This window comes from Marinobacter sp. ANT_B65, from assembly GCF_002407605.1.
Classification (GTDB): domain Bacteria; phylum Pseudomonadota; class Gammaproteobacteria; order Pseudomonadales; family Oleiphilaceae; genus Marinobacter.
Window position 1 is genome coordinate 1,400,358 of the sequence record NZ_NXGV01000001.1, and the last position, 25,375, is coordinate 1,425,732.

The 25,375-nt window shown below is 48.9% G+C and carries 19 protein-coding genes; 15 read left to right on the plus strand and 4 right to left on the minus strand.

Annotated elements, in window-relative coordinates:
* The first annotated feature begins 24 nt into the window (after positions 1-24).
* Genes CPA50_RS06620 through CPA50_RS06685 form a run of 14 tightly spaced genes read left to right on the plus strand, consistent with a single transcriptional unit; the run spans position 25 to position 18,709 of the window.
* Entirely contained in the window at positions 25-663 is a 639-nt protein-coding gene (locus CPA50_RS06620) for an XrtA/PEP-CTERM system exopolysaccharide export protein (RefSeq protein ID WP_096781627.1), read from the plus strand.
* On the plus strand, positions 663-2,246 hold the full coding sequence (locus CPA50_RS06625) for an XrtA system polysaccharide chain length determinant (protein ID WP_096781628.1): 1,584 nt from the start codon (positions 663-665) through the stop codon (positions 2,244-2,246). Before CPA50_RS06620 ends, CPA50_RS06625 begins: the two co-directional genes overlap by 1 nt.
* Positions 2,246-3,121 (plus strand): polysaccharide biosynthesis protein, encoded by an 876-nt coding sequence (locus CPA50_RS06630; RefSeq protein WP_096781629.1) that lies wholly within the window; start codon positions 2,246-2,248, stop codon positions 3,119-3,121. The genes CPA50_RS06625 and CPA50_RS06630 overlap by 1 nt, the downstream gene beginning before the upstream one ends.
* 4 nt (positions 3,122-3,125) lie before the next feature.
* Entirely contained in the window at positions 3,126-4,481 is a 1,356-nt protein-coding gene (locus CPA50_RS06635; RefSeq protein WP_096781630.1) for a hypothetical protein, read from the plus strand.
* Positions 4,481-5,485 carry a polysaccharide deacetylase family protein gene (locus CPA50_RS06640; RefSeq protein ID WP_227519516.1) on the plus strand — a complete coding sequence of 335 codons (1,005 nt, stop codon included), beginning with the start codon at positions 4,481-4,483 and terminating at the stop codon, positions 5,483-5,485. Before CPA50_RS06635 ends, CPA50_RS06640 begins: the two co-directional genes overlap by 1 nt.
* Positions 5,482-7,308 (plus strand): carbamoyltransferase, encoded by a 1,827-nt coding sequence (locus CPA50_RS06645; RefSeq protein WP_096781631.1) that lies wholly within the window; start codon positions 5,482-5,484, stop codon positions 7,306-7,308. The genes CPA50_RS06640 and CPA50_RS06645 overlap by 4 nt, the downstream gene beginning before the upstream one ends.
* Before the next feature lie 21 nt (positions 7,309-7,329).
* The gene (locus tag CPA50_RS06650; RefSeq protein WP_179397159.1) at positions 7,330-8,457 is read left to right on the plus strand and encodes a GNAT family N-acetyltransferase; all 1,128 of its coding nucleotides are present in this window, start codon (positions 7,330-7,332) and stop codon (positions 8,455-8,457) included.
* Positions 8,447-9,571, plus strand: a complete 1,125-nt coding sequence (locus CPA50_RS06655) for a FemAB family XrtA/PEP-CTERM system-associated protein (protein WP_096782367.1) — start codon at positions 8,447-8,449, stop codon at positions 9,569-9,571. The genes CPA50_RS06650 and CPA50_RS06655 overlap by 11 nt, the downstream gene beginning before the upstream one ends.
* On the plus strand, positions 9,568-11,913 hold the full coding sequence (locus CPA50_RS19630) for a glycosyltransferase (RefSeq protein WP_096781632.1): 2,346 nt from the start codon (positions 9,568-9,570) through the stop codon (positions 11,911-11,913). The genes CPA50_RS06655 and CPA50_RS19630 overlap by 4 nt, the downstream gene beginning before the upstream one ends.
* Entirely contained in the window at positions 11,913-13,808 is a 1,896-nt protein-coding gene (gene asnB, locus CPA50_RS06665) for an asparagine synthase (glutamine-hydrolyzing) (protein ID WP_096781633.1), read from the plus strand. Before CPA50_RS19630 ends, asnB begins: the two co-directional genes overlap by 1 nt.
* Positions 13,805-14,947, plus strand: coding sequence for a glycosyltransferase (locus tag CPA50_RS06670; protein WP_227519517.1), 1,143 nt, complete (start codon positions 13,805-13,807; stop codon positions 14,945-14,947). Before asnB ends, CPA50_RS06670 begins: the two co-directional genes overlap by 4 nt.
* A 45-nt stretch (positions 14,948-14,992) precedes the next feature.
* Complete coding sequence (locus tag CPA50_RS06675; RefSeq protein WP_096781634.1) at positions 14,993-16,336, plus strand: O-antigen ligase family protein; 1,344 nt, start codon at positions 14,993-14,995, stop codon at positions 16,334-16,336.
* The gene (locus tag CPA50_RS06680) at positions 16,333-17,244 is read left to right on the plus strand and encodes a glycosyltransferase family 2 protein (RefSeq protein ID WP_096781635.1); all 912 of its coding nucleotides are present in this window, start codon (positions 16,333-16,335) and stop codon (positions 17,242-17,244) included. Before CPA50_RS06675 ends, CPA50_RS06680 begins: the two co-directional genes overlap by 4 nt.
* 25 nt (positions 17,245-17,269) lie before the next feature.
* The gene (locus tag CPA50_RS06685; RefSeq protein ID WP_096781636.1) at positions 17,270-18,709 is read left to right on the plus strand and encodes an oligosaccharide flippase family protein; all 1,440 of its coding nucleotides are present in this window, start codon (positions 17,270-17,272) and stop codon (positions 18,707-18,709) included.
* Between the two features lie 57 nt (positions 18,710-18,766).
* Here the strand turns inward: CPA50_RS06685 and CPA50_RS06690 are convergent, their stop codons facing one another.
* Positions 18,767-19,675 (minus strand): aminoglycoside phosphotransferase family protein, encoded by a 909-nt coding sequence (locus CPA50_RS06690; RefSeq protein WP_096781637.1) that lies wholly within the window; start codon positions 19,673-19,675, stop codon positions 18,767-18,769.
* Between the two features lie 897 nt (positions 19,676-20,572).
* On the opposite strand from CPA50_RS06690, the gene CPA50_RS06700 reads away from it, so the two are divergent.
* Positions 20,573-21,796: a hypothetical protein gene (locus CPA50_RS06700; protein WP_096781639.1), complete on the plus strand. Its 1,224-nt coding sequence runs from the start codon at positions 20,573-20,575 to the stop codon at positions 21,794-21,796.
* Between the two features lie 90 nt (positions 21,797-21,886).
* Here the strand turns inward: CPA50_RS06700 and CPA50_RS06705 are convergent, their stop codons facing one another.
* Genes CPA50_RS06705 through CPA50_RS06715 form a run of 3 tightly spaced genes read right to left on the minus strand, consistent with a single transcriptional unit; the run spans position 21,887 to position 25,363 of the window.
* A complete protein-coding gene (locus CPA50_RS06705) occupies positions 21,887-23,008 on the minus strand; it encodes an acyltransferase family protein (RefSeq protein ID WP_096781640.1) in 1,122 nt (373 codons plus the stop codon).
* Position 23,009: 1 nt separating this feature from the next.
* Positions 23,010-24,008 (minus strand): glycosyltransferase, encoded by a 999-nt coding sequence (locus tag CPA50_RS06710; protein ID WP_096781641.1) that lies wholly within the window; start codon positions 24,006-24,008, stop codon positions 23,010-23,012.
* Positions 24,005-25,363, minus strand: coding sequence for a phenylacetate--CoA ligase family protein (locus CPA50_RS06715; protein WP_096781642.1), 1,359 nt, complete (start codon positions 25,361-25,363; stop codon positions 24,005-24,007). Before CPA50_RS06715 ends, CPA50_RS06710 begins: the two co-directional genes overlap by 4 nt.
* Positions 25,364-25,375: the final 12 nt, after the last annotated feature.

The window sequence follows — 25,375 nt, forward strand, 5'->3', positions numbered from 1 at the left end:
AAAACAAAGGGTTGGAGGGCGTTTATGACTATTTCTACACTGTTGCGGACAGGTTTGATTGCGGTTCTTGGGCTGTTTGTTACTGCGTGCTCCGGTCTTCCACCTTCTGCGGAGATCCCTCCGGCATCTGAGCTGGGTGCAGAGCCTTACGAGATCGGGGTAGGCGATACTATCTCGATTCATGTATGGCGCAACCCGGAACTCGGCCAGTCCATCGTGGTTCGCCCGGATGGCTTTATATCAATGCCCCTGATGGGCGATGTTAAAGCTGAAGGCAAAGAGCCGGAACAGCTCGCGGCTGAAATCAGCGATACCCTGGGCGAGTTTATCCGTACCCCGGAAGTGACCGTGATGGTTACCAGTCCACTGAGCAAAGAGTTTCGTAACCGTATCCGGGTAACCGGCCAGGTTGCATCGCCACAATCAGTTGCCTTCCAGCAGGGTATGACTGTATTGGATGTTGTGTTGATGGCCGGTGGCGTTACCGATTTTGCGGCGGACGATCGTGCCGTTTTGCATCGTCAGATAAATGGCGAGTACCAGAGTTTTGCTCTGGATCTTGAAGCAATTCTCACCGATGGTGATATGAGCACCAATCATCGCCTTCAGCCTGGTGACGTGATCAGCGTCCCTCGTAAACAGTTGTTCCGGGGCGAACTCTGATGGATATACAGTTCATTATTGATACCCTCCGGGCGGTAAAGCTCGAGCTTTACCGTCACAGGCTGGCAGCGGTTATTATCTTTATGACCGTGACAGCAGGGGTGTTGACGCTGGGCTATGTAACACCGAAGAGCTATACCTCTCAGGCTGTTTTGTACGCAGATCAGTCCAATATATTGCAGCCGTTGCTACGGGGGCAGGCTGAGGTAACTCAGCTTGATCGCATCAACGAAGCACGGGAAATGATGCAAAGCCGTTCCTTTCTGGAGCAGATTGCTCTGGATACAGGGTTGATCAGAGGCGGCGAATCAGATGCGAGCCGTAATGGAATCATCAGCAGCCTGCGCAGACAGGTAGGTATTCGCGTATCCAACCGAAATTTTCTCGAACTGAGCTATACCAGTGGAAGCCCTGACGAATCCTTCCAGGTTCTCAGCGCGGTACTGAATCGCTTTGTTGAGCGCACTGTGCGTAAAAAACGCTCTGAAAGCCAGGGGGCTTTCGAGTTCATCGATTCCCAGGTTAAAACCTATCAGCGCCAGCTCGAAGAGGCCGAACAGCGCCTGAAAGAATTCAAATCCGGTAACCAGGACGGAACCGAGAGCAGCGTACTCTCCAGAATTGAAAGCCTGAGAAGGGATATTGAAAACCTGAAGCTGGAAATCCAGCAAACCGAATCCGAAGTTGAGCTTACACGCCGGCAGCTCGAGAATGAGCAGCCAGTGCGCCGTGTGACTGTTGACCCCGGTAAATCTTCTGCCGAACGCCGGCTGGCAGCTATGCGTCTGGAGCTGGATTCGCTGTTGTTGCGCTATCACGAACGTCATCCGGACGTCGTCAGTATTCAGGACCAGATCGCAGACCTCGAAAAACGCGTTTCCACGCAGACCGATGATGATCGTGACGGTGGCGTGACAGAGGTTATGGAAAATCCGGTATACGAAAACCTGAAAATACAATTGTCTGACAGCACTACACGCCTGGCTGTGCAAAAAAACCGGCTTGCGTCGCTGGAAAGGCTTCTGGAGGAAGGGTTCGAACGTTCTCAAAGGGTAGCTGAAAATCAGGCTCAGCTTTCAGAACTTACCAGGGACTACGACGTTACCCGTGGCGTATATGAGGACATGCTTCAGCGCCGCGAAAAAGCCCGCCTTTCAATGACACTGGATGTGCAGGGTGAAGGCGTAAGCTATAAGATTCAGGAGCCTGCTTCCTATCCCACGCACTGGGATGGCTTGCAGCTATACCAGGTAGGCCTTGCCGGCCCTTTCCTTGGCAGCGCCATGGTATTGGGTTTGCTGGTCATGCTGGTGATGTTTGATCAGCGTATACGCTCGCCCCGTGCGCTGCAGCTGGCTTTGCCTGAATCCATTTCCGTGCTGACTACGATTCCTCATTACCGTAGTACCTGGAAAGACCGTTTTCTTCGTAAGGATGTTCTCTCCATCCTGATCGTACTGGCGGTTTTCATGACAGCGTATCTCGCAGTACTGGTTTTCAGTGTAATGGGCATTACCCCGGAGCAACTGATTAACAAAGCCAGCGAATTAACCGGGCAAGGGCTCGGGGATGGGGGCAATTAATGGACGACAATAAGCTCTACAATGCGCTACTGAAAAGCCGGGATGAGCGTCGGCAACTTGACCGTGACCGGGGCGAAGCAAAATCTGAAGAGAATTTCCGTAAAGAGCGCCCTTATGCCGGCTCGGATCGGGACAGGCCCAACTGGGTCCGGGTTGAGACAAACCAGAGCGAATATCCCCCCTCAGTTTATGACTCGTCGGTTTCGCTGTCCCTGATTGGTAATCCAAACCCATGGAACCGGGACCAGTTACGGGAACGAAAGATCATTTATTCCGGTATGCCAGATAAAGAAGTGATGGACGCATACCGGGAGCTTCGCATTCAGCTGCGCAACCGCGCAGGCGAGGGCAACTTTACGGTGATGTTCAGCAGCCTTGGAAGTGGCCCCGGAAGCCTTTTAACGGCCTTCAACCTGGCAGTGGCCTTCGGGTTGGACTCCCATAGTTCTGCGTTACTCGTGGACTGTGATCCCTACCACAAGGATCTGCAGGGGCTTGTATCCACCCCTTTGGGGTCGGGTGTTACAGATTTTGTCTGCGATCGCTCACTGTCTATCAAGTCTATTATTTACCCCAGCGGTGTCGAACGCGTTTCGGTGATTCCTGCGGGCACCCAGGCGTCCAATGCGGTTGAGCTGTTTTCCGCCGTGCGCATGCGTGAATTGATCACTGAACTGAAAGCCCGCTACCCGGATCGCTGCATTGTTCTGAATGCACCGCCTTTCCGGGAAAATACGGAAGCACGGATTCTCGAACGTTTTGCAGATCAAATCGTCTTCGGTGTTCCTTTTGGAGAAGTCACTGGTGAACTCATTGCAGATTCAGTAGACGCACTTGGGTCTGATAAATTTTCCGGCCTGATTTTTCAGGAGTAGCCCCATGGAATTCAGAGTAGGGAACCCAAACAAACCCTGCCTCGCTACTGCCTTGGTTGGTACCTGTTGTCTGGTATGGACTTCCGCAGCAACAGCACAAGGACTGAGTGAGAGTATCAAGACCCTCTCTGGTTCGGCTTCGGTATTTACCGGCGTCACTCATACCCGAACAGATCGTGGTACCACAACGGATACCAACACCGAGCCGAGTCTGGGGTTGTCCGGACAGTTGGGTGGTGTACTCGAAAGCGGTGCCAACTCCCTTGTTCTGCAATATGGCGGAACGCTGGAAACCAGTCGTGACACATCCGACGGGGACCAGGAAAGCGATACGTCTGTTACCGGCGCCTCCCGCTATACCCATTATGATCCCGGCAGTCGTGTTGATTTCAACCTTGGTCACAGCATCAGCTCAGTACGTAACGACACCGGGTTTGTGGTTAATACTTCGGGCTATGACACCCGCAACACCCTGAGTGGGGGTGCGGGGTTGCGATTTTACCCGGGAGATTTATCAACGTTGAGATTTTCCGTGCAGGCCGGGCGCAGTTTTGGCGATGACGAACTCAACGACGAGGAATCATATACAGCTGCCAGTGAATTTTCACGAAGACTGAGCAACCGGTCCACGGGTGGGCTGAACGTCAGTCGCAGCTGGTCTGAGGAGAGTGATACTGATATCACGATCGATTCTGCGCAGCTCGTATACAACCTGGAGATGGAAAGCGGGTATTTCAGTATAGGTGGTGGTGGCAGTCGGGCAGAAACGGAATACACCGGAGGAACAACCAACGACTTCGACGCGTTGACCGGTTTTGTGGAACGCGGCTGGGTAGCCACCGACTGGAGCACATCGATCAAATACGATCGAAGTATGTCTGACAGTGCCACAGATCTTTCCCTTAATCTGCCACCAGTGTTTTCGTTTCTGCCGGATAGCATTCGTATACGGGATCTGGTTGTTCGCGACTCTCTGTTAGCTACACACAATAACTCACGGATATGTGATGTTTGTGATCTTGGCCTGTTTGCAGAGGGCGCTGTTCTGGAATCACAGAATTCCGGTACGACAACTCACGAATACCGGGCTGGTGTAAAACTCGGTTTTCAGCTTACGTCACTTCAGCGCCTTAATTTCGGGTATAGCTGGGAAGGTGATGCGGATGAAGATGCTGATGTGATAGTCGATCAGATTCATCGTTTATACACGGGCTGGACCCGGCAACTGGCTGAAAATACCAGCTTCGGTGTGGTGCTTAACCAGTCTTATCTGCGCTCAAAGGCTGACACGGATGATCAGGATCAGTTCGAGCTTCGTCTGGTTCTGACTCGTGGTTTTTCCATGAGCGCGCAGCGTTGATGGCAACTATGTTTGAGCAAAAAACGGAAATACGCCTTCCTCCTGATACACCACCACAACTGATTGTGGTGATTGATACCGAAGAAGAGTTCGACTGGAACGCGGAGCCGGATGCCAGGGCCAATCGGGTTTCGGCTATGGCGCATATCGATCGCGCCCAGAACATCTTCAACGAGTATGGCATTTGTCCCTGCTACGTAATTGATTATCCGGTGGCCAGCCAGCCTCAGGGCTATGGACTGCTGCGGCAATTTGCAGAAAAGGGACAGTGTGAAATCGGAGCGCACCTGCACCCATGGGTGAACCCGCCACAGGAAGAAAGGGTTACGCGGTCAAACATGTATCCCGGGAACCTTCCGGAAGCGCTCGAACGGGAAAAACTGCGGATTCTGAGCGCAACCATTCAGCAGAACTTCGGCAAAGCTCCCGTCGCCTATAAGGCCGGGCGATATGGCTTTGGGCCTAATACAACGAGCATTCTACAGGAGTTGGGGTTCGGTATCGACCTGTCGGTCTGTCCGCCTCTGGATTCCCGGGCAGACGGTGGGCCGGACTACCGCAGATTTGATGCACATCCTTTCTGGTTCGGAGGTTCAGATAAACCCATTCTGGAGATTCCCTGTACGGGTGGGTTTATCGGTTGGGCGCAACCAGTGGCGATTCCGCTGTTTGATGTTGCTCAGCGATTGCGCAAGTTCAAAGCTCCGGGAATATTGTCCCGGATTGGTGCTGTAGACAGGCTCATGCTGTCCCCGGAGGGTTTTACTCCGGCAGAACACATCAAACTTACCCGGGCGCTTTACAGGCAGGGTGTGCGCACGTTCACCTGGAGTTTTCACAGCCCCAGCGTCGTGCCTGGTAATACCGATTATGTTCAGAATGAAGCCCAGTTAAAGGCATTTCTGGGTAGCTTTCGTCAGTTTTTCGATTTCTTTTTCAATGAATTAGGCGGGCAGGCCTCGTCGCCAACCCGCATTCGCAAGTATATGGAGAGTAAGGCATGAAGGTGCTCGGGATTTCCCCGCTAGACAAGGATTCGACAGTCTCAATTGTGGAGGACGGTAATATTCTCTTTGCCGCCGGTGAAGAGCGTTTTTCCAGAGTGAAACAGCAGTCAGGGTTTCCGCGCCTGGCTCTGGAAAAGGCGCTTTCATACACCGGTCTTTCCATGAGCGATTTCGACCAGGTTTGTTACCCGTTCCTCACCGCGGAAAACGAGAGAAAACTATTCACAAAAAACCTTGAGGATGAGAAGAGCTTTATCAAGGCCTTTCAGCCCAAGGACCTGAACCCGCAGATCAAAGAAGCGTTGAGCAAGGTTCCTGATCGTAACGAACCGATTCATGGCCTTGAGCATCCCAACGCCATTATGGAAAAGGGGTTTCTGCACAACTCCTATTACAACATGGCCGGCATCCAGAAGCTGGCCTCAAATAACGCAGCCCTTAAGGCGTCCAAACACTGGGGGGAAGGCGCTACAGAGTCCTTTCAGCACTGGGAAGCCGAGCTTTCACAAGGGTTGAGCGAGATGGGCTGGACGGCGCCCGTCAAACGCATGGATCATCACTTGTCTCACGCTGCGAACAGTTTTCTGTGCAGTGGCTATGAGCGGGCGCTGTGTGTGACCCTGGATGGATATGGTTCCGGGCTTGCCGGTTCAGTGAGTGAGGCCCGGGATGGCAAGATCCATCGCCTGCATGGGCTGCCATACCCAAACTCTCTTGGAACTCTCTACGAGCATGTGACCTCCAGCCTCGGGTTCAAGCCCAGTCGTCATGAAGGCAAGATTGTGGGCCTGGCCTCATACGGTGATCCCGCCATACTTGGGGACATCCTGCTCTCGCGTATTGAGCAGACGCCTGGAGATTTCCGGATTTACGAAGCCAATAACGTATTCTTCTCCCGTTATCTGGCGTCGAAGTTTCCGAAAATCGACGTCGCTGCAGCCTATCAGTATGTTCTCGAAAAAGTAGCGACCAATTATATCCGCTACTGGGTAGAAAAAACCGGGATCGACACGGTTGTGCTTTCCGGTGGGGTAACTGCAAACGTAAAACTTAACCAGCGTATTTTTGAAATCGAAGGTGTTAATAACATCTTTGTGTACCCGAACATGGGGGACGGTGGCTGTGGCACGGGAGCTGCGCTTTACCACAGCTGGCCAGGCGGGGTTAAACCCTCCATCACCAACGCCTACATGGGCCCGGATTATTCAGAGGCTGAAATAGAAAAAGCTCTGAAAGCCGAGAACCTGCAATATCGCCGTCCTGAGCATCTTGCCGCAGAGGTTGCTGCATTGATTCACGGCGGTGAAGTGGTTGCGCGCTTTGATGGCCGTATGGAATACGGCCCCAGGTCCCTGGGCAATCGCTCAATCCTCTATCACGCCCGTGAGCCTGAAGTTAACCAATGGCTGAACAAGCGCCTTGGCCGTACCGAGTTTATGCCATTTGCACCGGTTACCCTCTACGAAGCCCGGGAAAAGTGCTACCACAACATAAAAGGCGCAGAACACGCTGCGGAGTTCATGACGGTCACTTTTGATTGTACTGACTTCATGCGTGAAAACTGTCCTGCTGCTGTGCACGTAGATGGCACCGCCAGACCGCAGCTTATCCAGCGCGAAGCCAATCCCGGTTACTACGACATACTGAAAGAATATGAAAAGCTCAGTGGCATCCCGAGCCTGATAAACACCAGTTTCAACATGCACGAAGAGCCGATTGTGAACTCTCCGGAAGATGGTGTCAGAGCCTTTATTCAGGGTGCTCTGGATTATCTTGCGATTGGTCCGTTTCTGGTAAAACACCCGAACCCGGGACACTGATCTGGTAACGGATGTAACGCCATGACAGCAGGAATGCTGACTGTGACCACAGAGCCGGCAGCCACATGCACAAGATTGCGTGACGACTGGCTGGATCTGGAGAACCGTGCGGAACCCACGGTGTTTCTTTCCTGGCAATGGCTTGGGCACTGGTTAAGTGTCTACAAGCCTGATGCCATTGTTCTTCGCGTTAAGGAAGGAGACCGGCTCGTTGGGTTGGGTTTGGTGGTCGAAACTGATGAACGCCGTCATGGGGTGTTGAAATCCCGGTGCCTGCGCCTGCATCAGACCGGCCATAAACTGCTGGACCAGATCTGGATTGAATACAATGGATTCCTGGCTGAGCGAGGCAAGGAAGACGCTGTAGCCAAAGCCTGTCTGGAATACCTGTGCGAGACAATGCCGGCCTGGGATGAATTTATTCTCGGCGCTATAGATGCAGATGAAGCCGACAGGTACGCCCGGATTACCGGGTTGTACAAACACTTGCGCTGGGAGGCACCCTGTTTTGGTGTGGATCTGGATAACCTGCGACGGCGCGGTGGTCACTACCTGGATACGCTCTCACGCAATACCCGTTATCAGATTAACCGTGCCCACCGGCTCTATGGTGAACGCGGTGAAGTGAAACTGGTGCGTCCGGATTCGCTGGAAGAGGCGCTCGCAGTGTTTGATGCTATTGGGCCGAGGCACCTTGAGCGATGGGGTGACGGGCCAGACCAGAGTGGCTTTGCCAACCCGGATTTTGTGCGCTTTCACCGTGAGCTGATTCGCGAACAGTGGTCTGAAGGCGGAGTTGACCTCATTTCTGTGATGGCCGGCGATGAGCAGATTGCCTGCCTCTATAACCTGCTGCACAACCAGGTGGTGTACTTTTATCTGGGCGGCATGGCCGTAGAAACCGATAACCGTTTGAAGCCCGGCTTGCTGGGTCACAGTCTGTGTATAGAAGATTACCGGCACCACGGCTTCCATTATTACGACTTTATGGGCGGGGATGAGCGGTACAAATCCAATCTGGGCCACTTCAAGCGGAACCTGGTTCAGATTGCATTACAGCGGCCGCGCTTCAAGCTGAAGCTTGAAGACGTTGCAAGGCGTGCAAGAAACCGTTGGCTCAGGGAGGCTAATGCAGGCAATGAACGTTGAACTCCAAGCCCGGGCGTCAAGATTCAACGTTTTCCCGGTAAGTGAATACGACCAGTATGTGGCGAGCCATCCTGAGGCAACACCTTATCACCGCAGCGCCTGGCTGCAGGCAACAGAAAGTGCCTATGGCCATACAGGCTGGTTGATAACCGTTCATAGCAACGGCAACCTGTGTGGTGTACTGCCCCTGGTAGAGGTGAAGCCACCTGTCGGAACCAGTAGCCTGGTGTCGCTGCCATTCTGTGATCTTGGCGGCGCTCTGGCAGATAACTCGGACATTCACAAACGACTGATTGCCGAAGCCAGTACTCTGGCAAATACAAACCGTATTAAAACCCTGGAAATCCGTGCCGGCGGAGGGTTACTGAGAAGCGAAGCTGAACTGAAAACAGAAGCTACGCAATCCACCGGGCCGGCCCTTGAAGCATTGCCTGCGAATACAAAGGTGCGAATGCTCTGTGAGCTGCCTGAGAGCAGCGAAGCCTTGTTCAAAAGCTACAAGCCCAAGTTGCGAAGCCAGATACGTAAGGCTGAAAAAAACGGACTCAGAGCAGAGCTGCTCGAAGGAGCTGAAGCGATTGATCTGTTTTACGACGTATTCTCCCAAAACATGCGGCGATTGGGTTCGCCTGTTCATAGCCTGGAATGGTTCAGGGATCTGAAGACCGCCTATGGCAACTACCTTCTGACTGGCGTGGTTTTTCAGGGGGATAAGCCGGTAGGTGCGGGTATCGTGCTGCTGGGAAGCAAGCAGGCCTGTATTCCATGGGCGTCGACGTTGGAAGAGTTCAACCGGCTGGCACCTAACATGCTGCTGTATTGGACGTTTCTCAGCCATGTGTGCGATCGGGGGTATACATGCTTCGACTTTGGCCGCTCCACCCTGGGTGAGGGCACGTATCGCTTCAAAAAGCAGTGGGGTGCTCAGCCCCACGAGCTTATATGGACTGAATACCTCAACGGTGTGAAAAAAACAGCTGGTGTTGAGGCAGGTAGCGTCAGCACATCCAATGTATCCAGGCTCCGCCCTCTTATTGAAAATATCTGGCGGCGGCTACCGCTGCCCGTGACAAACTGGCTTGGCCCCAAACTTAGGCGTTACATCACCTTATGACGTTTGTACTACTGTTAACTCTTCTCTGCCTTTCGGTTCCCGTTTATGTGTACTTCGGTTACCCGGCAATACTATGGCTGCTCACGCGAGGTCTGCCGGATATCACTCACCGTCGCGGTGATCAGAAGCCTTCGGTCGCCCTGGTTATTTCCTGCTACAACGAGGAAGGCGTCATCAGGGAGAAACTGCAGAACGCCCTGGAACTGGATTACCCTCAGGACCTGCTTCAGATCATCGTAGTATCAGACGGCTCGGATGATGGTACAGATGAAGCGGTAAAAGAGTTTGAGGACAAAGGTATATTGCTCATCAGGCAGGAAGGCCGGTTGGGCAAAACCATGGGCATCAACCTGGCCATGGAGCAGATTGACGCCGAGATCACCGTGTTCAGTGATGCAAACGCCATGTATGCCAGTGATGCGATCAGTAAACTGGTGCGAAACTTTGCTGATCTGGACGTAGGCTACGCTGTGGGCGCTGCGCTCTATACCGATGGCAACGAGGGCGCCAGCGCCCGCAATGAAAATCTCTACTGGCGCTACGAGTTAGCAATCAAAGCCATGGAATCCCGCCTGCATTCTGTAGTGGGGGGAGACGGCGCCATCTACGCCATTCGCACCAAACTCTGGGAGCCCTTGCAGCAGCAGGATATCAACGACTTCGTGAACCCACTGCAGATTATCGCGAAAGGCTACCGTGGTGTGTTTGATGCTGACGCACGTTGCTTCGAAGAAACTGCTGGCGACTTCGACCGGGAAGTGGCACGGAAGGAACGGATCGTAAACCGCAGCATCCGTGGACTGATGCGGGTAGGGCGGGTGATGAACCCTGCGAAAACCGGAATTTTCGCCTTTGAAGTTATCTCGCACAAACTGCTGCGCTGGCTGATTCCGCTGTTTCTGCTTGTGGGTGTAGCGGGGAGTATCATTCTGGCTTTTGCGGGCTTCTGCCTGTTTCAGCTTATTACCGCCGGAACGCTGTTGATACTGGTGCTGACGCTGGTGGGGCACCTGTCGTCTAACCGGAACCAACTGCCAGCCTGGATAGCCACACCTTATTACTTTGTCATGGTGAATGGCTATGCCGTAAAAGGCATTGTGAGAGCCGTACAGGGGCGAACTCAGGTTACGTGGAACAGCGCCAGGAAAACAGAAGCTGAAAATTCCGGAGTGTCCGATTCCGAGACGCGGCTACGGGTACTTGAGTTCATTACCCCTGCGGGGTTCTACGGCGCGGAACGCTGGGTTCTGGCCCTTGCAAATAACATTAACCGTGATGATGTTATCTGTGATCTGGCGGTGACCCGGGAGTCGCCTGATCAGGATTTGTCAGTGGCCGAATATTACCCTCACAAAGACGGTCAGCAAGTCCATTATCTTGCTATGCATGGCCGCTTTGATTTCAGGGTGGTTGCAAGTTTGTGCGATGTTATCCGTAACCGCGGGATCGACGTTATTCATACTCACGGCTACAAATCCGACATACTTGGGCTTATTGCCGCCAAGCGGACGGGTATTGTGTGTGTAAGTACTCCCCATGGTTTTTCGGGGAATGTGGGCTTGAAGCTTGCAACCTTTATCCGCATTGGAACGCATATGCTGCGTTACTTTGACCAGGTTGTTCCTCTTTCCGAGGAGCTGATGGATGATATGAAGCGGTTCAAAGTGCCCGCGTCCAAAACTTCATTTATCCGGAATGGTGTCGACCTTACTGAAATCGACGCGGCGCTGGCAGGTTTACCTGAAGATAACGACCTCAACAAAGATTCGCGAATCATCGGGTTTATCGGCCAGATGATCCCCCGAAAAGGCATACCAGACCTTATTTCGGTTTTTGACCAGCTCCATCAGCAAGCACCAGACCTCCGCTTGCAGCTTCTTGGGGATGGCAGTCAAAGGCCAGAGCTGGAGCGTCAGGCTGCTGAATCAAGTAGTGCTGGTGCTGTTGAGTTTCTGGGGTTCCGCAGCGACCGGCTGGAACTACTCTCAAAGTTCAGCCTGTTTGTTATGACCTCCTCTCTGGAAGGAATTCCCCGGTGCATGATGGAAGCCATGGCCGTAGGAGTGCCTGTGGTCGCATATGATATTCCCGGTGTCGATCAGTTGGTGGAGCATGGCAAAACCGGGCTGCTTGCGCCGTTCGGAGACAAGGCCGCACTTGAAGCATGTTGTAAACAGGTTCTCGATGACCCTGAGCTGGCCGATACTCTCAGCCGTAATGCGCGGGAAATGGTTAACCAGCGCTATTCAGCCGCCCGCATGGCAGATGAATACGAAGTTCTGTTCCGAAAGCTGACAGGCAAATCCGACAACAGTTCGCCGAAACCAGAAGGTGCGAATTAATGTGTGGACTGGCCGGCTTCCTGCGCACTGATTCAACTCCTGAAAGGGATGCTCATCAGCAGTGGCTTGAAAACATGGGGCAGGCGATTATTCATCGTGGGCCCGATGCCGGCTCTACATGGCTTGATGATTCAGTCGGGCTGGTTCACCGCAGGCTGAGCATTCTTGATCTCAGCGAAGCGGGGACCCAGCCTATGGTGTCCTCCTCTGAGCGCTATGTGATTGCCTACAACGGCGAAATATACAACTTTCAGGAGTTACGTGACGAGCTCGTAAGCCAGGGCCACAGTTTCCGTACTCGAACTGATACAGAAGTTCTGCTTGCCCTCTACGAAATCCATGGGCCTGAATGCCTCCAGTTGCTGAATGGCATGTTTGCTTTGGCCATCTGGGACAGAACCGCTCGCAAGTTGTTCCTGGCAAGGGATCGTCTTGGTAAAAAGCCTTTGTACTTTTACGAAGCAAACGGCCAGTTTGCTTTCGCCTCGGAGCTGAAAGCCCTGACGCCCGCCCCCTTTGTTAAAACTGAATTACGGCATGATGCAATCAAGGATTTTTTCGCCTACCAGTATGTGCCGGACCCGAAAACCATCTACAAAAATGTCCATAAACTGGCTCCCGGCTATTGGCTGATGACCGATGGGGTCCAGACACACCAGGAACAATACTGGGATGTGTCTTTCGGGACGCCTTCAAGTGCGAGCCTGGGTGAGTTGGAGGACGGCCTGTACAACCTGATTGATGATGCGGTTCGCCTGCGCATGGTCAGTGATGTTCCCCTTGGAGCTTTCCTGAGCGGCGGTATTGATTCGAGTGCGGTCGTAGGCTTAATGGCAGGCCATACCAGCAAACCGGTTACAACCTGTGCTATCGGGTTTGATTCAAAACGGTTTGATGAAGTGCACTGGGCAAAAAAAGTTGCGGCGCAATTCAAAACCGATCATCACGAATTCACGGTAAAGGACAATGTTGCGGAGAGTCTGGGCAGCATTGCGCGCTTCTTTGACGAACCCTTCGCAGACCCTTCCTTCGTGCCTACGTATTTTGTATCCCAGCTGGCCCGCCAGAAGGTCACTGTGGCACTGGCTGGTGACGGTGGCGACGAGAACTTTGCAGGTTATAGTAAATACTACACAGATCATGTGGAAAACCAGTTAAGAGGCCTTTTCCCTGCGTCTATCCGCCGTAACCTGTTTCCCGGGCTTGCACGCCTGGCCGGGCTGGTGAATACCCCTCCAACGCGGAAGGCCAAATCACTTCTGGGAACACTGGCTCTGGATCCGGACGAAGCGTTTTTTATCACCAACAGCTTTTTCCGAAGAGATGTCTGGAACGATCTTGCAACGGGTGAGTTGAAAAGAGAAACCCAGGATTACGATCCTGCAGATATTACCCGTGCTCATTATAAGAATGCCGATACAGACGATCACCTTTCACGCATTCTCTACACAGACATCAAAACCTACCTTCCGGGGGATATTCTGGTGAAGGTAGACCGCATGAGCATGGCGAACTCACTGGAAACCCGTGCTCCACTTCTTGATTACCGGGTGGTGGAGTATGCCGCGCAGATACCAGCGGCCCTGAAACTTCACGGGAAAGAGAAGAAATACATTCTTAAAAAAGCCTTTGAGCGAATGCTGCCGGAAGATATTTTATACCGGAAGAAAATGGGCTTTTCTGTCCCCTTAGCGCACTGGCTTCGACATGAATTGAAGCCTACGGTTGAGCAGCTTTTGCTATCTTCAGATAGTGGTGTTGCAAACTTCTTCGAAACTGCCGGTATACGAAAGCTCTGGCAAAGGCATCTGGCAGGGGATGACCAGTTTACGCAGGAGCTATGGTCCTTATTGGCTTTTGAGCTTTGGTGGCAGCAGTATCAGGTGAATACATGATGGGCGATAAGAGCGGGAAAGCAGCTCAACACCACAGGAAGCCACTGAAGGTATTACACCTTACCTTCAACATGGGAATTGGTGGCACGGAACAGGTTATCCGGCAGCTCGTTCAGGGCATGGCTTCGGAAGGGGTGGAGTCTGAAATTCTTTGCATTGATGGTCAGATAGGGCCAATTGGTGAAGCGCTTGAGAAGTCGGGCATCCCGGTTCATAAACTGGCACGAAAACAAGGGTTTGACCGATCGTTGATTACGGCAATCCGGAAGCGGGTGAAGGAAGGGCAGTTTGATGTGGTGCACTGCCATCAGTATACGCCCTGGATATATGGTTGGCTGGCTGCTTTTGGAACACAAGCCGAGGTGGTTTTCACAGAACATGGTCGTTTCTATCCTGACAGATACCGCTATAAAGCAATGCTTGTTAATCCCCTGATGGCCCTGTTAACGCCAGCCGTTGTGGCGATTTCAAACGCAACCAAAGACGCACTCGTAACCTACGAATTTATCCCGAGAAAAAAGATCCAGGTAGTCTATAACGGAATTTCGCCACTGAAACGGGATGATGTGGAAGTACAAAAGGTGAGAGAGGGGTTGGGGATTCCCCAGGATGCCTTTGTAGTGGGTACCGTTTCCCGGCTCGATCCGGTTAAAAATCAAAGTATGATGCTTAGAGCTTTTAAAGAGTTCTACGAAAAGTGCCCAGACAGCTACCTGCTGATGGTGGGGGACGGCCCGGACAAAGATAAACTGATCGCATTGGCCAATGAATTGGGGATACAGGAGCGTGCAGTATTTACGGGCTTTATCAATAATCCCGTGCATTATCTATCGGCGATGGATGTATTCCTTCTTTCTTCACATACGGAAGGGACATCGATGACTTTACTAGAGGCTATGAGTTTGGGAATGCCTTCCGTAGCGACCAGAGTTGGTGGGAATCCTGAAATAGTAGACCATGGAGTAACAGGCATATTGACAGAGCCGGACCAGTCTTCAGCATTTTCCACAGCAATGAATGAGCTATACCAGGATCCCGTACTTAGAGAGTGTCAGGGAAAAGCTGCTCTAAAGCGATTTTCCGAAAAATTTAGCGCAGAAGCTATGGTGTGCCTCTATCGAAAAATATATGGTGAATAAAAAATGACTTCGTATTCACCAGTTTCAGTGCGGGCTCGATAGAAAATGGCCAAATTTGCGCTCCTGTTTCTCTTTTTATTTGCTTCCGGAATTCTAGCCGCACTCTTTATTTCACCTGTCTCGGCGGTACTCGTTTATCAGTTGGTTTACTTCGTTAATCCGGATAATAGTTGGTGGGCCGCCAGTATTCCAGGTTTGCAGTATTCATTTATAGCTGCTTTATTGATGTTGTTTATGCTGACGATTCGTTATAAAGAGCTGTCAGGTAAAGCTCAATGGAAGGATCAGCCTGTATTTAAATGGATGATCGCAATATTGTTTATGTATGTGTTTATGATTAACTTTGCAGTTGTCACTGGGGTCCACAAGTCATTCACGTATGAATTTACAAAGCTTGTTATTATTATTCTTGCAGCATATAAGTTAATCACTTCAGAGAGAGCTTTGAACGCATGCCTGTGGGCTTATATAGCTGGTGTTACATACATAGGATATATTGCATACTCGGTGGGCCGTGATGGGCAAGGGCGTGTTGAAGGCATCGGAATGATCGATACGGGCGGTGATGGAAATATGACTGCTGCGGCTATGGTACCTGCCCTGATTATTCTTACCTATATGGCATGGATGGGAAATAAAAAAATCAGAATATTGGCCATTATTTGTGGTGGGTTTATCGCTAATGGCATTGTTTTGATCAATAGCCGAGGCGCATTTCTTGGAGCAGTAGTCGGTGCACTTTTCTTCCTGATGTACATGATATTTTCAAGGTATCAGCGAAAGGGGCAGAAGGGGACTGCGATTTTGATCATTCTGATAGGCCTTTCTGGCACGATCTACGTTGCTGATGAGGCTTTCTGGTCCCGTATGGAGACGCTTCAGGACATTGATGATGGTGGGAAAAGTGGCTCTCACAGAATAGATTTCTGGATGGCAACCTTTGATGTGTTAGAAGATTATCCGCTAGGTGTTGGTGTTCAGGGATTTATTGAATTAAGCCCCAACTACCTGCCTGAACATTATTTTGAAGGTCGAAAAGTAGGAAAAGCAACCCATTCTACCTGGTTTCAGGCTCTCTCGGAAATTGGTTGGATCGGTTTCTTGTTCCTGTCAGCACTTATTATTTCGACCTTTAAGCTTTCTCGAAAGACCAAGCGGTATTTGATCCAGGTCGAAAATTACGATGCCTATTTTAAGGTCCTGGCTCTGGAAGGAGCCTTGATCAGTTTTCTTGTTGCTGCCAGTTTTATTGATCGTGCACGATCTGAAATGCTTTACTGGTTGATATTATTTATTGCTATAGCCTCTAATATTTACTACTTGCGTTTCGTCGATCCTGGAAGTAAAAAACGAAAAACCCTTGGTGCTGTGGGTGCCCATAGATCATGAATAAACTCGTATCAGTTATTGTCCCGGTTTACAATCGTGCTCATTTAGTATCGGAAACTATAGAAAGTATCCTTGCCCAGACCTACGAACCTGTTGAAATTATTTTGATAAATGATGGTTCAACCGACGAATCTCTGTCGATATTAAAGAAATATGAAGGTCAGTTTCCGGAGAATATTCGTGTTATTGATCAGAAAAATCAGGGGCAAATTGCAGCAAGAAATAACGGTATAAAAATAGCGCAGGGCGAGTATGTTGCATTTCTCGATAGTGATGATCTGTGGTTAGAAGAAAAACTTGAGCGCCAGATCCCACTTTTTGAAGAGGGAGTGGCTTTGGTATATTCCGGAACAAATATAATTGATGAGAACGGGCTTACTATTCGAACAGAGCCCGCCGACCAGTCGATTTCTGGATATATCTACCCTCAATTATTGGTCAAGAACAGGATGACTGGCGGTACAGTAGTGGTAACCGCAGAAGTTTTAAAGCAAGTCGGGGGTTTCTCAACCGAATTTAAGGCCGCTGAAAACTGGGATCTTTGGTTGCGAATATGCAAGCTTTATAGTGCCAGGGTGATATCTGAGCCTTTAATCAAGTACCGGGTCCACAGTCAGAATATGTCAGGTGATGGTCAGCTTATGCTCGGTGCGAAGCTACAAATAATTAAAAAGCACTGTGACATCCACTCCAAAGATTCGGTTGTTGCCCGTTACTCTCGTCAGGCCTATGCAGACTACCACTACCGGGCGGGTCTTAACCATTTTGCTACCGCTCAATACCAGCTTGCGAGAAGGGAATTCATTTCAGTATTGAAATTTTCCTGGTTTTACGAGGATACGTGGCTGCGCCTGATACGAAGTGTAATTGGTGCCCGCGGTAACCAGCTGTTGCGCAGCTTTAAATAGCAAATCTCCAGACCCAGGAAATTGCATGGCTAATGTAAGAAAGGCTGTTATCTTCTCATCTCTGGGGCGTTACCTGTTGATGGTTGTGGGGCTAATCAATACAATGATAGTTGCCCGGTTATTATCGCCATCAGAAATAGGGACGTTTGCCGTTGCCAGTTCATTGGTTATGATAATGGCAGAATTCAGAGTTTTGGGAGCCAATGCATATCTTATTCGTGAGAAAGAGTTAACAGATGAAAAGATACGCTCGTCTTATGGGCTGACTATACTCGTTTCCTGGTTTATGGGGTCGATGATCATTGCAGCATCGTATCCACTGTCTGATTTTTTTGAAATAGAGGAGATAGGGCCTCTTTTCATGTTGCTTTCGCTAAGTTTCTTTATCGCTCCTTATATCAGCATTCCCCACGCTATTTTGAGTCGAAGTTATAAGTTTGGTCTGATTTCAAATGTCTATTTTTGTGCGGCGATTACGAATATTACTGTCACAGTTTCCTTTATCTATTTTGGTTTCAGTTTCTATTCTTTAGCCTTCGGTAATATGGCTTCAGTTTTTGTCCAGTCTGTACTGTTTTTATATGCCAGTCGTGACGTGCCTGTATACATGCCAAAATTTAATAATATGCGCGTTATTGCTAAAATAGGCGTATATACATCTCTGGGACATGTAATCAGAAAAGCCCAACACACTGCGCCAGACATGGTCATAGGGAAAATGGGAACGCCAACAGAAGTCGGGCTCTTCTCCCGGGGACTTGGTTTTATGGTTTTTGTAAGCGATTCGATTATGTCTGGGGTTTACCCGGTTGCGGCCCCGTATTTAGCGGACATTAAGAATAGAGGTGAGAATGTTTCTACGGCATATCTCAATGCTTCTCAGCTTATTACCGGGGTTTTGTGGCCAGTTCTTGCAGTAGGCAGTGTGGCCAGTCTCCCGGCTATCAGATTGATGTTCGGGGACCAGTGGGATTCTGCCGCTCCTCTCGCATCTATTGTCGCTGTCTGGGCTATGCTCAGAGCTCCCCATGTACTGGCACCACAAGCCCTTATAACGCTGGGGCACGAAAGTTCGATGTTTGCCAAGGAGCTTGTTGTATTTATAATATTTTTAGTTTCTATTATTTTGGGCTATCAGATTGATGGCATTCATGGAGTAGCGTATGGATTTGTAATTGGGGGCATTGCGGACTTGGTTGTCTCTGCTCTCGTTACCCATATTCGTATAGGGTTGCCTGTGTTCAAGCACATGGCGTGTCTGGTTCCCAGTTTAATGGTTACAACCGCTTGCTGGGCAGGGGTTCAAGGCATAGCATATGTTTGGCCATTTAACGAAACCCCGCCGATCCTATCATTCCTGCAGATACTCATGGTATTGCCTTTAGTCTGGATACTTGGGCTCTTCATATTCAAGCATCCACTGAGATTAGAACTTACCAGGATTGCCGGTATCTTCCGGAAATGATCGTATCGTTAGATGGGATAATATAAAAACATGTTAGTACTTGGTTTCAGCCCGAGGTTATTTCCCCTGTTCACTGAGAAAACAGTCCAGGACCTGTTTTAACCAGGTTCGATAGGGTTTTCGCTTTTCGCCAGTACTCCATGGGCCCAGCCTGAGTAAAAGGTGATGGAGAAAGTGCCAGTGAATGACATCTTTTGAAATTCCAAGGGTCTGAGCCGATGTGACAATAGTGTAGTTAGCAGAAATGTTTGCTGCATTAACTGGATCAGCCGGGCTGGAAGGGAGCGAAAGGGCTAGTGTGAAGTGGTCATACATGGGCATACCTGTTATTCCGAAATCTTCAAAATCGATCACTGTAATATCATCAGTATCAATGATCAGGTTGTTCAGACAAAAATCCCCATGCTGTGGAACTGCCGGGGAATCCGGTTCTTGGGAAAGCTCTCTGATTGCCTTCTTAACAACTTTGTCAAGGCGCGGGCCCGGCGTTTCTCCGGTCATTTGATAACCGGCGTAGGCATTCTGTAGTTCTTCATGGGGCTTGATATCCCTGGCTTCGCTCGTTTCTGCCCGGGAAATCGCTGCCTGAAAATTTTTGAGTGTTTCCCATATACGCTTCTCAAGCCGCGTTCTTTCATCTTCTGAGCGGACTCTGGATTTTAGCTGGAACCAGGGAAGCCCTCGCACACCGTGCTGAACGTCATACTCTTCGCCTGAATACATATAGAGCCCTATAGGTTGAGGAACAAGGGCTCCTGCAAGCTTGTAGAGTTGAGTATGAACGTTGTGGGATTTCAGAGCTGGCTGGCCGTCAATTTTACGAACAACGTAAATCGGATAGTCCGACTTTTGATCAAACGCAAGGTAAATAGGCCTGCTAGTACTTATGCATGCAATTGAGTATTCAGATTTTTTTTTATCATCAAGCAAACCTGTATTGGAGAGCAACTGTTTTATAAACAACATGATTAATCCCTGTACAGAATAAGTCCCAAGCCACCTATAGCCGGGTTGGCACCTAGTAACCTGCTGATAATATATTTAATTAGGCCAACAATAGCGGAAGTATCTCCCGGAAGAACGTTGGCTGACACGTAACGGTCGGCATTGGTGTGTAGTTGATACACGCAAGCCGGGTATTTTAAAGACGGGTAGATGCCAACGAGGCTTGTATCCGATAGCTTGTATTCCTGGGAAAGCTGCTGCTTTAGTTTTTTCAGTACAACCAGGCTTTGGTAAAGGGTTTTTATATTGCGTAATTTATGGGTGCTGCTACTCGTAGCCACAATAATACAGCATTGCCTGGATGTGGTGAGAATCCCTTTGGTTTCAAGCAACGTTGATGCGTGATCAGCAAGCTGTAGTGTCGCGATAGGGCTCTGTAAAACATCTTTGAGTTGGGAGTATTCTTCTTTGACACTGAGCTCTGACATGGCAAGCATAGGTTAATAAGATTTTGAATGGGAGCGGACTGGCGGTATATGGCAGCCTCACTGTCGCTGGTAGGCATATCTTACCTTATTTTTTGGTTAAATCACTGTATTATAAGAATTACCTGAAAAAACAGAAGGTGAGAAGCGCACGCTACTGTTGAGGCGCTAGCCGTGACGTTGCCGGTGTTAGCGGTTAGGTAACAAACTATTGATTTTGGTAACACTGATGACAAAATGCTAGTGGTTCCCAGTTGTTCGAAGCTGCTTTGATTAAGCTGGTATGTACTATCATTGAGCACAGGGATCTTGAGGTGCTTTCAATACCCTTCTTGGTTGGCAAGGAGCGAGTTCTCGAGGGGGGCGGGTTCAAGCAAGGGTTCGAATCTGTCTGACTGAACTTTTCCGCTCATGCTGGGCGAAGGAATAGATTATGTTATTGAAAAACAAGGTGCTGACTAATTGCCTCTTGGCAAGTTTTGTACTGTTTGGTGCATCAGCTATCCAAGCGGAGGTTATCTTCTCGGAGACTTTTGACGATCAACCGGACTGGACTAGTGGCTTGCCAGAAAATGACCGAGGTTCGTTCTCAATGGCCGGCAGTATTAAAGGAGGGTGGGATGTTGATGTTGTGCAGACTGCAGGTGTTCATACGATACCTGACGGCTGGGATTTCGTACGGCAAACGCCTTCATACGCTCCGTCGCTGGGTGACGCTGACCGGCACGAGACGCTTGAGGTAAGTTCTAAGTCTACGGCTGAAAATCCTAACAGAGCAAAAGGTAAGATAGGAAAATCGCTTGTTTCTTGGCGAGATAGTGATATATCAAAAGGAGAAAATTCTTTTCAATCTGACGGGATATTATTGAAATATTATCCCGAAGGTTTCGATCAGCTATATATCGAGTTTTGGGTCAACTTCTCCGACACGACTGTCGCAACCTACTACAACCCAGATTATAAAACCGCAACGACAGGTCTGAGTAAGCTCTTCCGGGTATATCACTGGGATGGGTCGGGGCTTACATTTGACTATTATTCGAACAAAAACCCTAACTTTCTCTGGGGTTTTGAGGGACGACCAGCATCCCAGTCAGGTTACGGATTCAGGAACCTGTTATCTGCATTGACACGCAGAACTGACGGTGGCGACCCCGGCCAGAGCAAGTTTCTTGACAGTAAAGGCAGTCCCTCTAACGATCTTCCGTCCTCATACCATCCGAACACGCTTGCTGCCTATAATGGCTCGGCGCTCAAGGATAAGCGGGATGGAGGCGTGATGGGCCCTAATGTGGGTGCAGTTGATATTGATCAGGTTTTTGGGAGCGAAAGTCAATGGACCAAAGTGGCGTTTTTTGTGAAAATGAACAGCGCTCCAGGAGCCTACGATGGCCAACTGATTCAGTGGATCGACGACAGAAAAATCATTGAAATAAACACGATGCAGTGGGTTGCTTCTACCCGAGACATGGTGAAATGGAATGCTTTTGGTTTTGGCGGTAATGACAACTTCAATAAGTATCCCAACGAACTCCGCCACGAAGAGTGGTATGCATTTGATGATATTATGGTGGCGACTGAAATTCCTGCCGAGCTGCTGGTTGATTTGCAGAACAAGGCCGAGCCTGGTCCACCTTTAAGTATTGCTGTTGAATAATTTTGTCGCACTGGTTATCCCCTGATTATAGTAGGGGATAACCAATGAGCTTTTGATCGAATAGTTTTCGACTGTCAGCGATGTGAATAGTTAGCTTGGTGCTGCCTCATTCCTGAAAAAAGATAACACCGTGCTACGGCACTTATGGGCGATGATACGAGAAATGTCACCTAAGGGTTTTGCGAGAATTAATGTAATTACAACAACCAATAACATGCGCAGAAGTGCTAACCCTAATTCACCTGAGAGATTTTCCAGCTTGAATGCTTTCTCGACACCAAACAGAACTAAAGTATGCAGGAGGAATACGGAGTAAGCGTAGCGGTTGGTGTAAAGAATCAGCGCCTCGGCTTTTGGGATTTTACGAAGAATGAAGAGAACTTGTTTGCGCAATGCAAGGAATAGATAAATTCCGAAGAATGACAGCAGTATGTAATAAATTGAGTGTGTTTTAACATGATCTTTCAATTGAAAGTTAAAATCGAAAACAAAAAAGAAAAAAGCAGTTAATAAAAGTAATAGCAGAGCTATAAGTCCATACGTGCTCTCACTGAGATCTGAAAAGTATCGGTAGTGAAGTCCTCCATAGATGAATATCCCAAGAAACATAAAGCTTTTCCAGAACTGGTGGCCCCAGCGTATGTCTGAAAGAAACTCAGTGGTCGTAATAGTTTCGTATGCAGGGTAATAAAACGTGTTTGCCAGAGAAAGGCAGATAGAAGCAATGAGCACTGCCCAAAGCACCCATGTTCTGGATCTGGAAATCGCAAAGAGTGGTGCAGACAAAAATACAATAAATATCAGTGAGTTGATGAACCAGATTTGATTCAGAGGAAAAAATATGGTGTCAAAGTCCGGCCAGACAACTAGCCAGCTTATCAAGTCTGATGCTGCGGGTAGTTTTTCAGGGTATAGCGTCAAGGTCAGAAAATAGACAAATATCGAGAAGACATAAAAAGGCATTATAATCAGGATTACTCTTTTTACCAGATATTCCATTGAGTTTCGGGCTCGCTTGAAGCTGTAATAACTGACTGCCCCCGAAACAAAGAATAAGACGGGCAAGAAAATTCCTATATATTGCGAGTATGGTGGGTAAAACCAAGATAGCCCCAAATGCACCAACATTACTCTTAAGATCGAAATCCCTCGCATTATGTCTATGTAATGTTTTTTTTCATCCGTTAATTCCAGGACCTCTTCTTTTAACATGTTAATCCCTTTTATTTTTTGTAAGGTTGGTTGTGGAGCGAATTAAACTCTTTAAAGTTCCCAGACTCCTTCCGACCAAATACATTAAATCCAGGCAGTATATTTTTAGTATTTCTGAAGGTGTTTTTGTGAAGTTACCTGATCTTATTAAGCGCTTTAATGAAAGTAGGGATGGAGTTGTTAATAGAGCGGCTAGAGTGATTGCGATTAAAAAAGTGTTTTTCGATACCATTATTTGTATTATTAGTGAAAGTAGTAAGAAAATAAAAAGTAACGTGATCAAGAAAATCGGGTCTTTAAATGACTTTTTTAAATTGTCAGTATAATTTTCGGAATGCCAAATCTGACGATTTATAAACTGCATAGGGGTTTTTGCGTTGCCCAAGTGGGTGACGTCCAATGAATGACAAATAAATACAGCTGAGTTTTCAGAAAGTAACCGGTTATGGAGGTCAGTATCTTCTCCAGATGATACTAGTTCATTAAAGCCATCTATCTGAAAAAAGAGTTTCCTGGGTAACATCGTGCTTGCACCAATTAAATGTTTGGGCAAGGTGGGTTGACCTTCACTGTCCTCTAACAGCCATGAAGTTTCTACCCATGTGGCGTTACTGGGTAGCTTCACACCGCCTCCATACGCGGTGTTCGGTCTGTCCTTAATTAATTTCTCCGCTCTGTTCAACCAGTCCTTGTCCATAAGGCAATCAGCATCTATGAAAACGAGAATCTGCCCACGAGCCTTTGCAGCGCCGTAGTTTCGTACAGCCCCAACATTCCCCTCCGTAAGCTCAAAAACCCTGGCCTGGCCGGTGTTAAGTGCAATCTCACGGGTTCGATCCTGTGATCCGTTGTCTACAACGATCACTTCATACTGAGCGCTGTCATAGTCAGAGCTAAAAACGGAACGGAGGCATGAGCCGATGTGCTCTTCTTCGTTATGGGCCGGCATCACGATTGAAAAATAGGGCGAAGAGGTCTCTGTTTTCGTTAGTTCATTCATTTTTCTTTAACCACCGAGCGGAATTTTCCATTACGACCACGTGGAATTTTTTGTACATTTTCAACGGTAACGCGAAAGTCGTCCCCAAGCCTTTGTTTGCAGTTGGAAACAAGGATGCTTTCATTAAAGGCAGTTGTTGGATCTTTTACCAGTCTGATGGTGGCGGAACCAGGCTGTCTTTGAACAACCTGCGCCTCCTGAATGCCATCAACTCCTTTAAAAATATGGTCAATGCGGCCTATTAGTCGCCCATCGCTGGTTTCAATGTAATCGTCGACCCTTCCATTGACAGATTTCAGCCCCGGCGTGCCGGTGGCTGGTAAGGCTGGATCCGCTAAGGTTGCCGTGTCACCAAGGTTGTACCTGAGCAATGGCATTTGTTTGTTGGTCAGAGTGGTTGCAAGTAATCTGCCTGTATCAACTGAGTCAGCACTCGTTTCAACTTCTGTGATTCCTATTATCGGGTTCGGCTTATAGATTCCTGTTTCGTCCTGTCCTGCAAAGATCACGTATTCAGCGGTTCCGTAGTAGTCATAAATCCTGCAGCCGAATACGGATTCAATTTTTTGCCGTTGCCACTGAAGGAGTGTCTCGGAGTTGGTAATGATTGCCTTTGGTTGAAAGCCTGGGGCCGAATTGGATCTTTGATAATGGGTTGCAAGATCATAGATTGCTGATGGATAGCCTATAAGTTCTTGAGGCTGAAACCTGTCCAGCTCATTCTTGTAGTAGGGAAACGTACGTTCGTTTATGTGGTAGCTGGAAAAAAGTCTCTGGTTTTCCGCCCGGTTAAAGCGCGAAAAAGGTGGATTCATGTCGTCAGCGGGTTTGAGCATTCTTCCTGCGAAGGTAGCTCGTTTGGCGCCAAAGGGAATACCATGAGCCTCTTCGTGATCGACCAGTAACGCCATTGCCAGTTTGTAAGTGCGTTCATCAACATCGAGAGCCAGTGGTGTACCAGTGCTACCGCTTGTATGCTGAACCATAAAAGGTTTTAGCGGCTCTTTGGGTCGAAAATTATGACTTTGCTCCAGTACTGTCTGTTTGTTCAGGGCGGGAAGCTTTTTAAGGTCTTCAATCTTGGTAATATCGTTTGGGTGCAGACCATAGTCATAGAATAGGTTTTGATAGTAAGGGATTTCATTGGCACAGTAGACTATCATTTTTTGAAGGCTCTCATCTTGAAAAGCCTTTATCTCTGATGGGTTTAACTTTTTAATATTTTCAAGTTCATTGCGAACTTTAAGATACAGTCCGCTGTAGCGTTTTTTATATAATCGGTATCCATAAGCCGACACCATAAAATTTTGTAGATGTATCGGAGATCGAAAATATATATATTCAGAAATATTCATTTAAAATGCATC

Excerpts from the sequence above, each read along its gene's own strand:
- CPA50_RS06620 (WP_096781627.1), top strand. The coding sequence starts at position 25 with ATGACTATTTCTACACTGTTGCGGACAGGTTTGATTGCGGTTCTTGGG.
- CPA50_RS06625 (WP_096781628.1), top strand. The coding sequence starts at position 663 with ATGGATATACAGTTCATTATTGATACCCTCCGGGCGGTAAAGCTCGAG.
- CPA50_RS06630 (WP_096781629.1), top strand. The coding sequence starts at position 2,246 with ATGGACGACAATAAGCTCTACAATGCGCTACTGAAAAGCCGGGATGAG.
- CPA50_RS06635 (WP_096781630.1), top strand. The coding sequence starts at position 3,126 with ATGGAATTCAGAGTAGGGAACCCAAACAAACCCTGCCTCGCTACTGCC.
- CPA50_RS06640 (WP_227519516.1), top strand. The coding sequence starts at position 4,481 with ATGGCAACTATGTTTGAGCAAAAAACGGAAATACGCCTTCCTCCTGAT.
- CPA50_RS06645 (WP_096781631.1), top strand. The coding sequence starts at position 5,482 with ATGAAGGTGCTCGGGATTTCCCCGCTAGACAAGGATTCGACAGTCTCA.
- CPA50_RS06650 (WP_179397159.1), top strand. The coding sequence starts at position 7,330 with ATGACAGCAGGAATGCTGACTGTGACCACAGAGCCGGCAGCCACATGC.
- CPA50_RS06655 (WP_096782367.1), top strand. The coding sequence starts at position 8,447 with ATGAACGTTGAACTCCAAGCCCGGGCGTCAAGATTCAACGTTTTCCCG.
- CPA50_RS19630 (WP_096781632.1), top strand. The coding sequence starts at position 9,568 with ATGACGTTTGTACTACTGTTAACTCTTCTCTGCCTTTCGGTTCCCGTT.
- asnB (WP_096781633.1), top strand. The coding sequence starts at position 11,913 with ATGTGTGGACTGGCCGGCTTCCTGCGCACTGATTCAACTCCTGAAAGG.
- CPA50_RS06670 (WP_227519517.1), top strand. The coding sequence starts at position 13,805 with ATGATGGGCGATAAGAGCGGGAAAGCAGCTCAACACCACAGGAAGCCA.
- CPA50_RS06675 (WP_096781634.1), top strand. The coding sequence starts at position 14,993 with ATGGCCAAATTTGCGCTCCTGTTTCTCTTTTTATTTGCTTCCGGAATT.
- CPA50_RS06680 (WP_096781635.1), top strand. The coding sequence starts at position 16,333 with ATGAATAAACTCGTATCAGTTATTGTCCCGGTTTACAATCGTGCTCAT.
- CPA50_RS06685 (WP_096781636.1), top strand. The coding sequence starts at position 17,270 with ATGGCTAATGTAAGAAAGGCTGTTATCTTCTCATCTCTGGGGCGTTAC.
- CPA50_RS06690 (WP_096781637.1), bottom strand. The coding sequence starts at position 19,675 with ATGTTGTTTATAAAACAGTTGCTCTCCAATACAGGTTTGCTTGATGAT.
- CPA50_RS06700 (WP_096781639.1), top strand. The coding sequence starts at position 20,573 with ATGTTATTGAAAAACAAGGTGCTGACTAATTGCCTCTTGGCAAGTTTT.
- CPA50_RS06705 (WP_096781640.1), bottom strand. The coding sequence starts at position 23,008 with ATGTTAAAAGAAGAGGTCCTGGAATTAACGGATGAAAAAAAACATTAC.
- CPA50_RS06710 (WP_096781641.1), bottom strand. The coding sequence starts at position 24,008 with ATGAATGAACTAACGAAAACAGAGACCTCTTCGCCCTATTTTTCAATC.
- CPA50_RS06715 (WP_096781642.1), bottom strand. The coding sequence starts at position 25,363 with ATGAATATTTCTGAATATATATATTTTCGATCTCCGATACATCTACAA.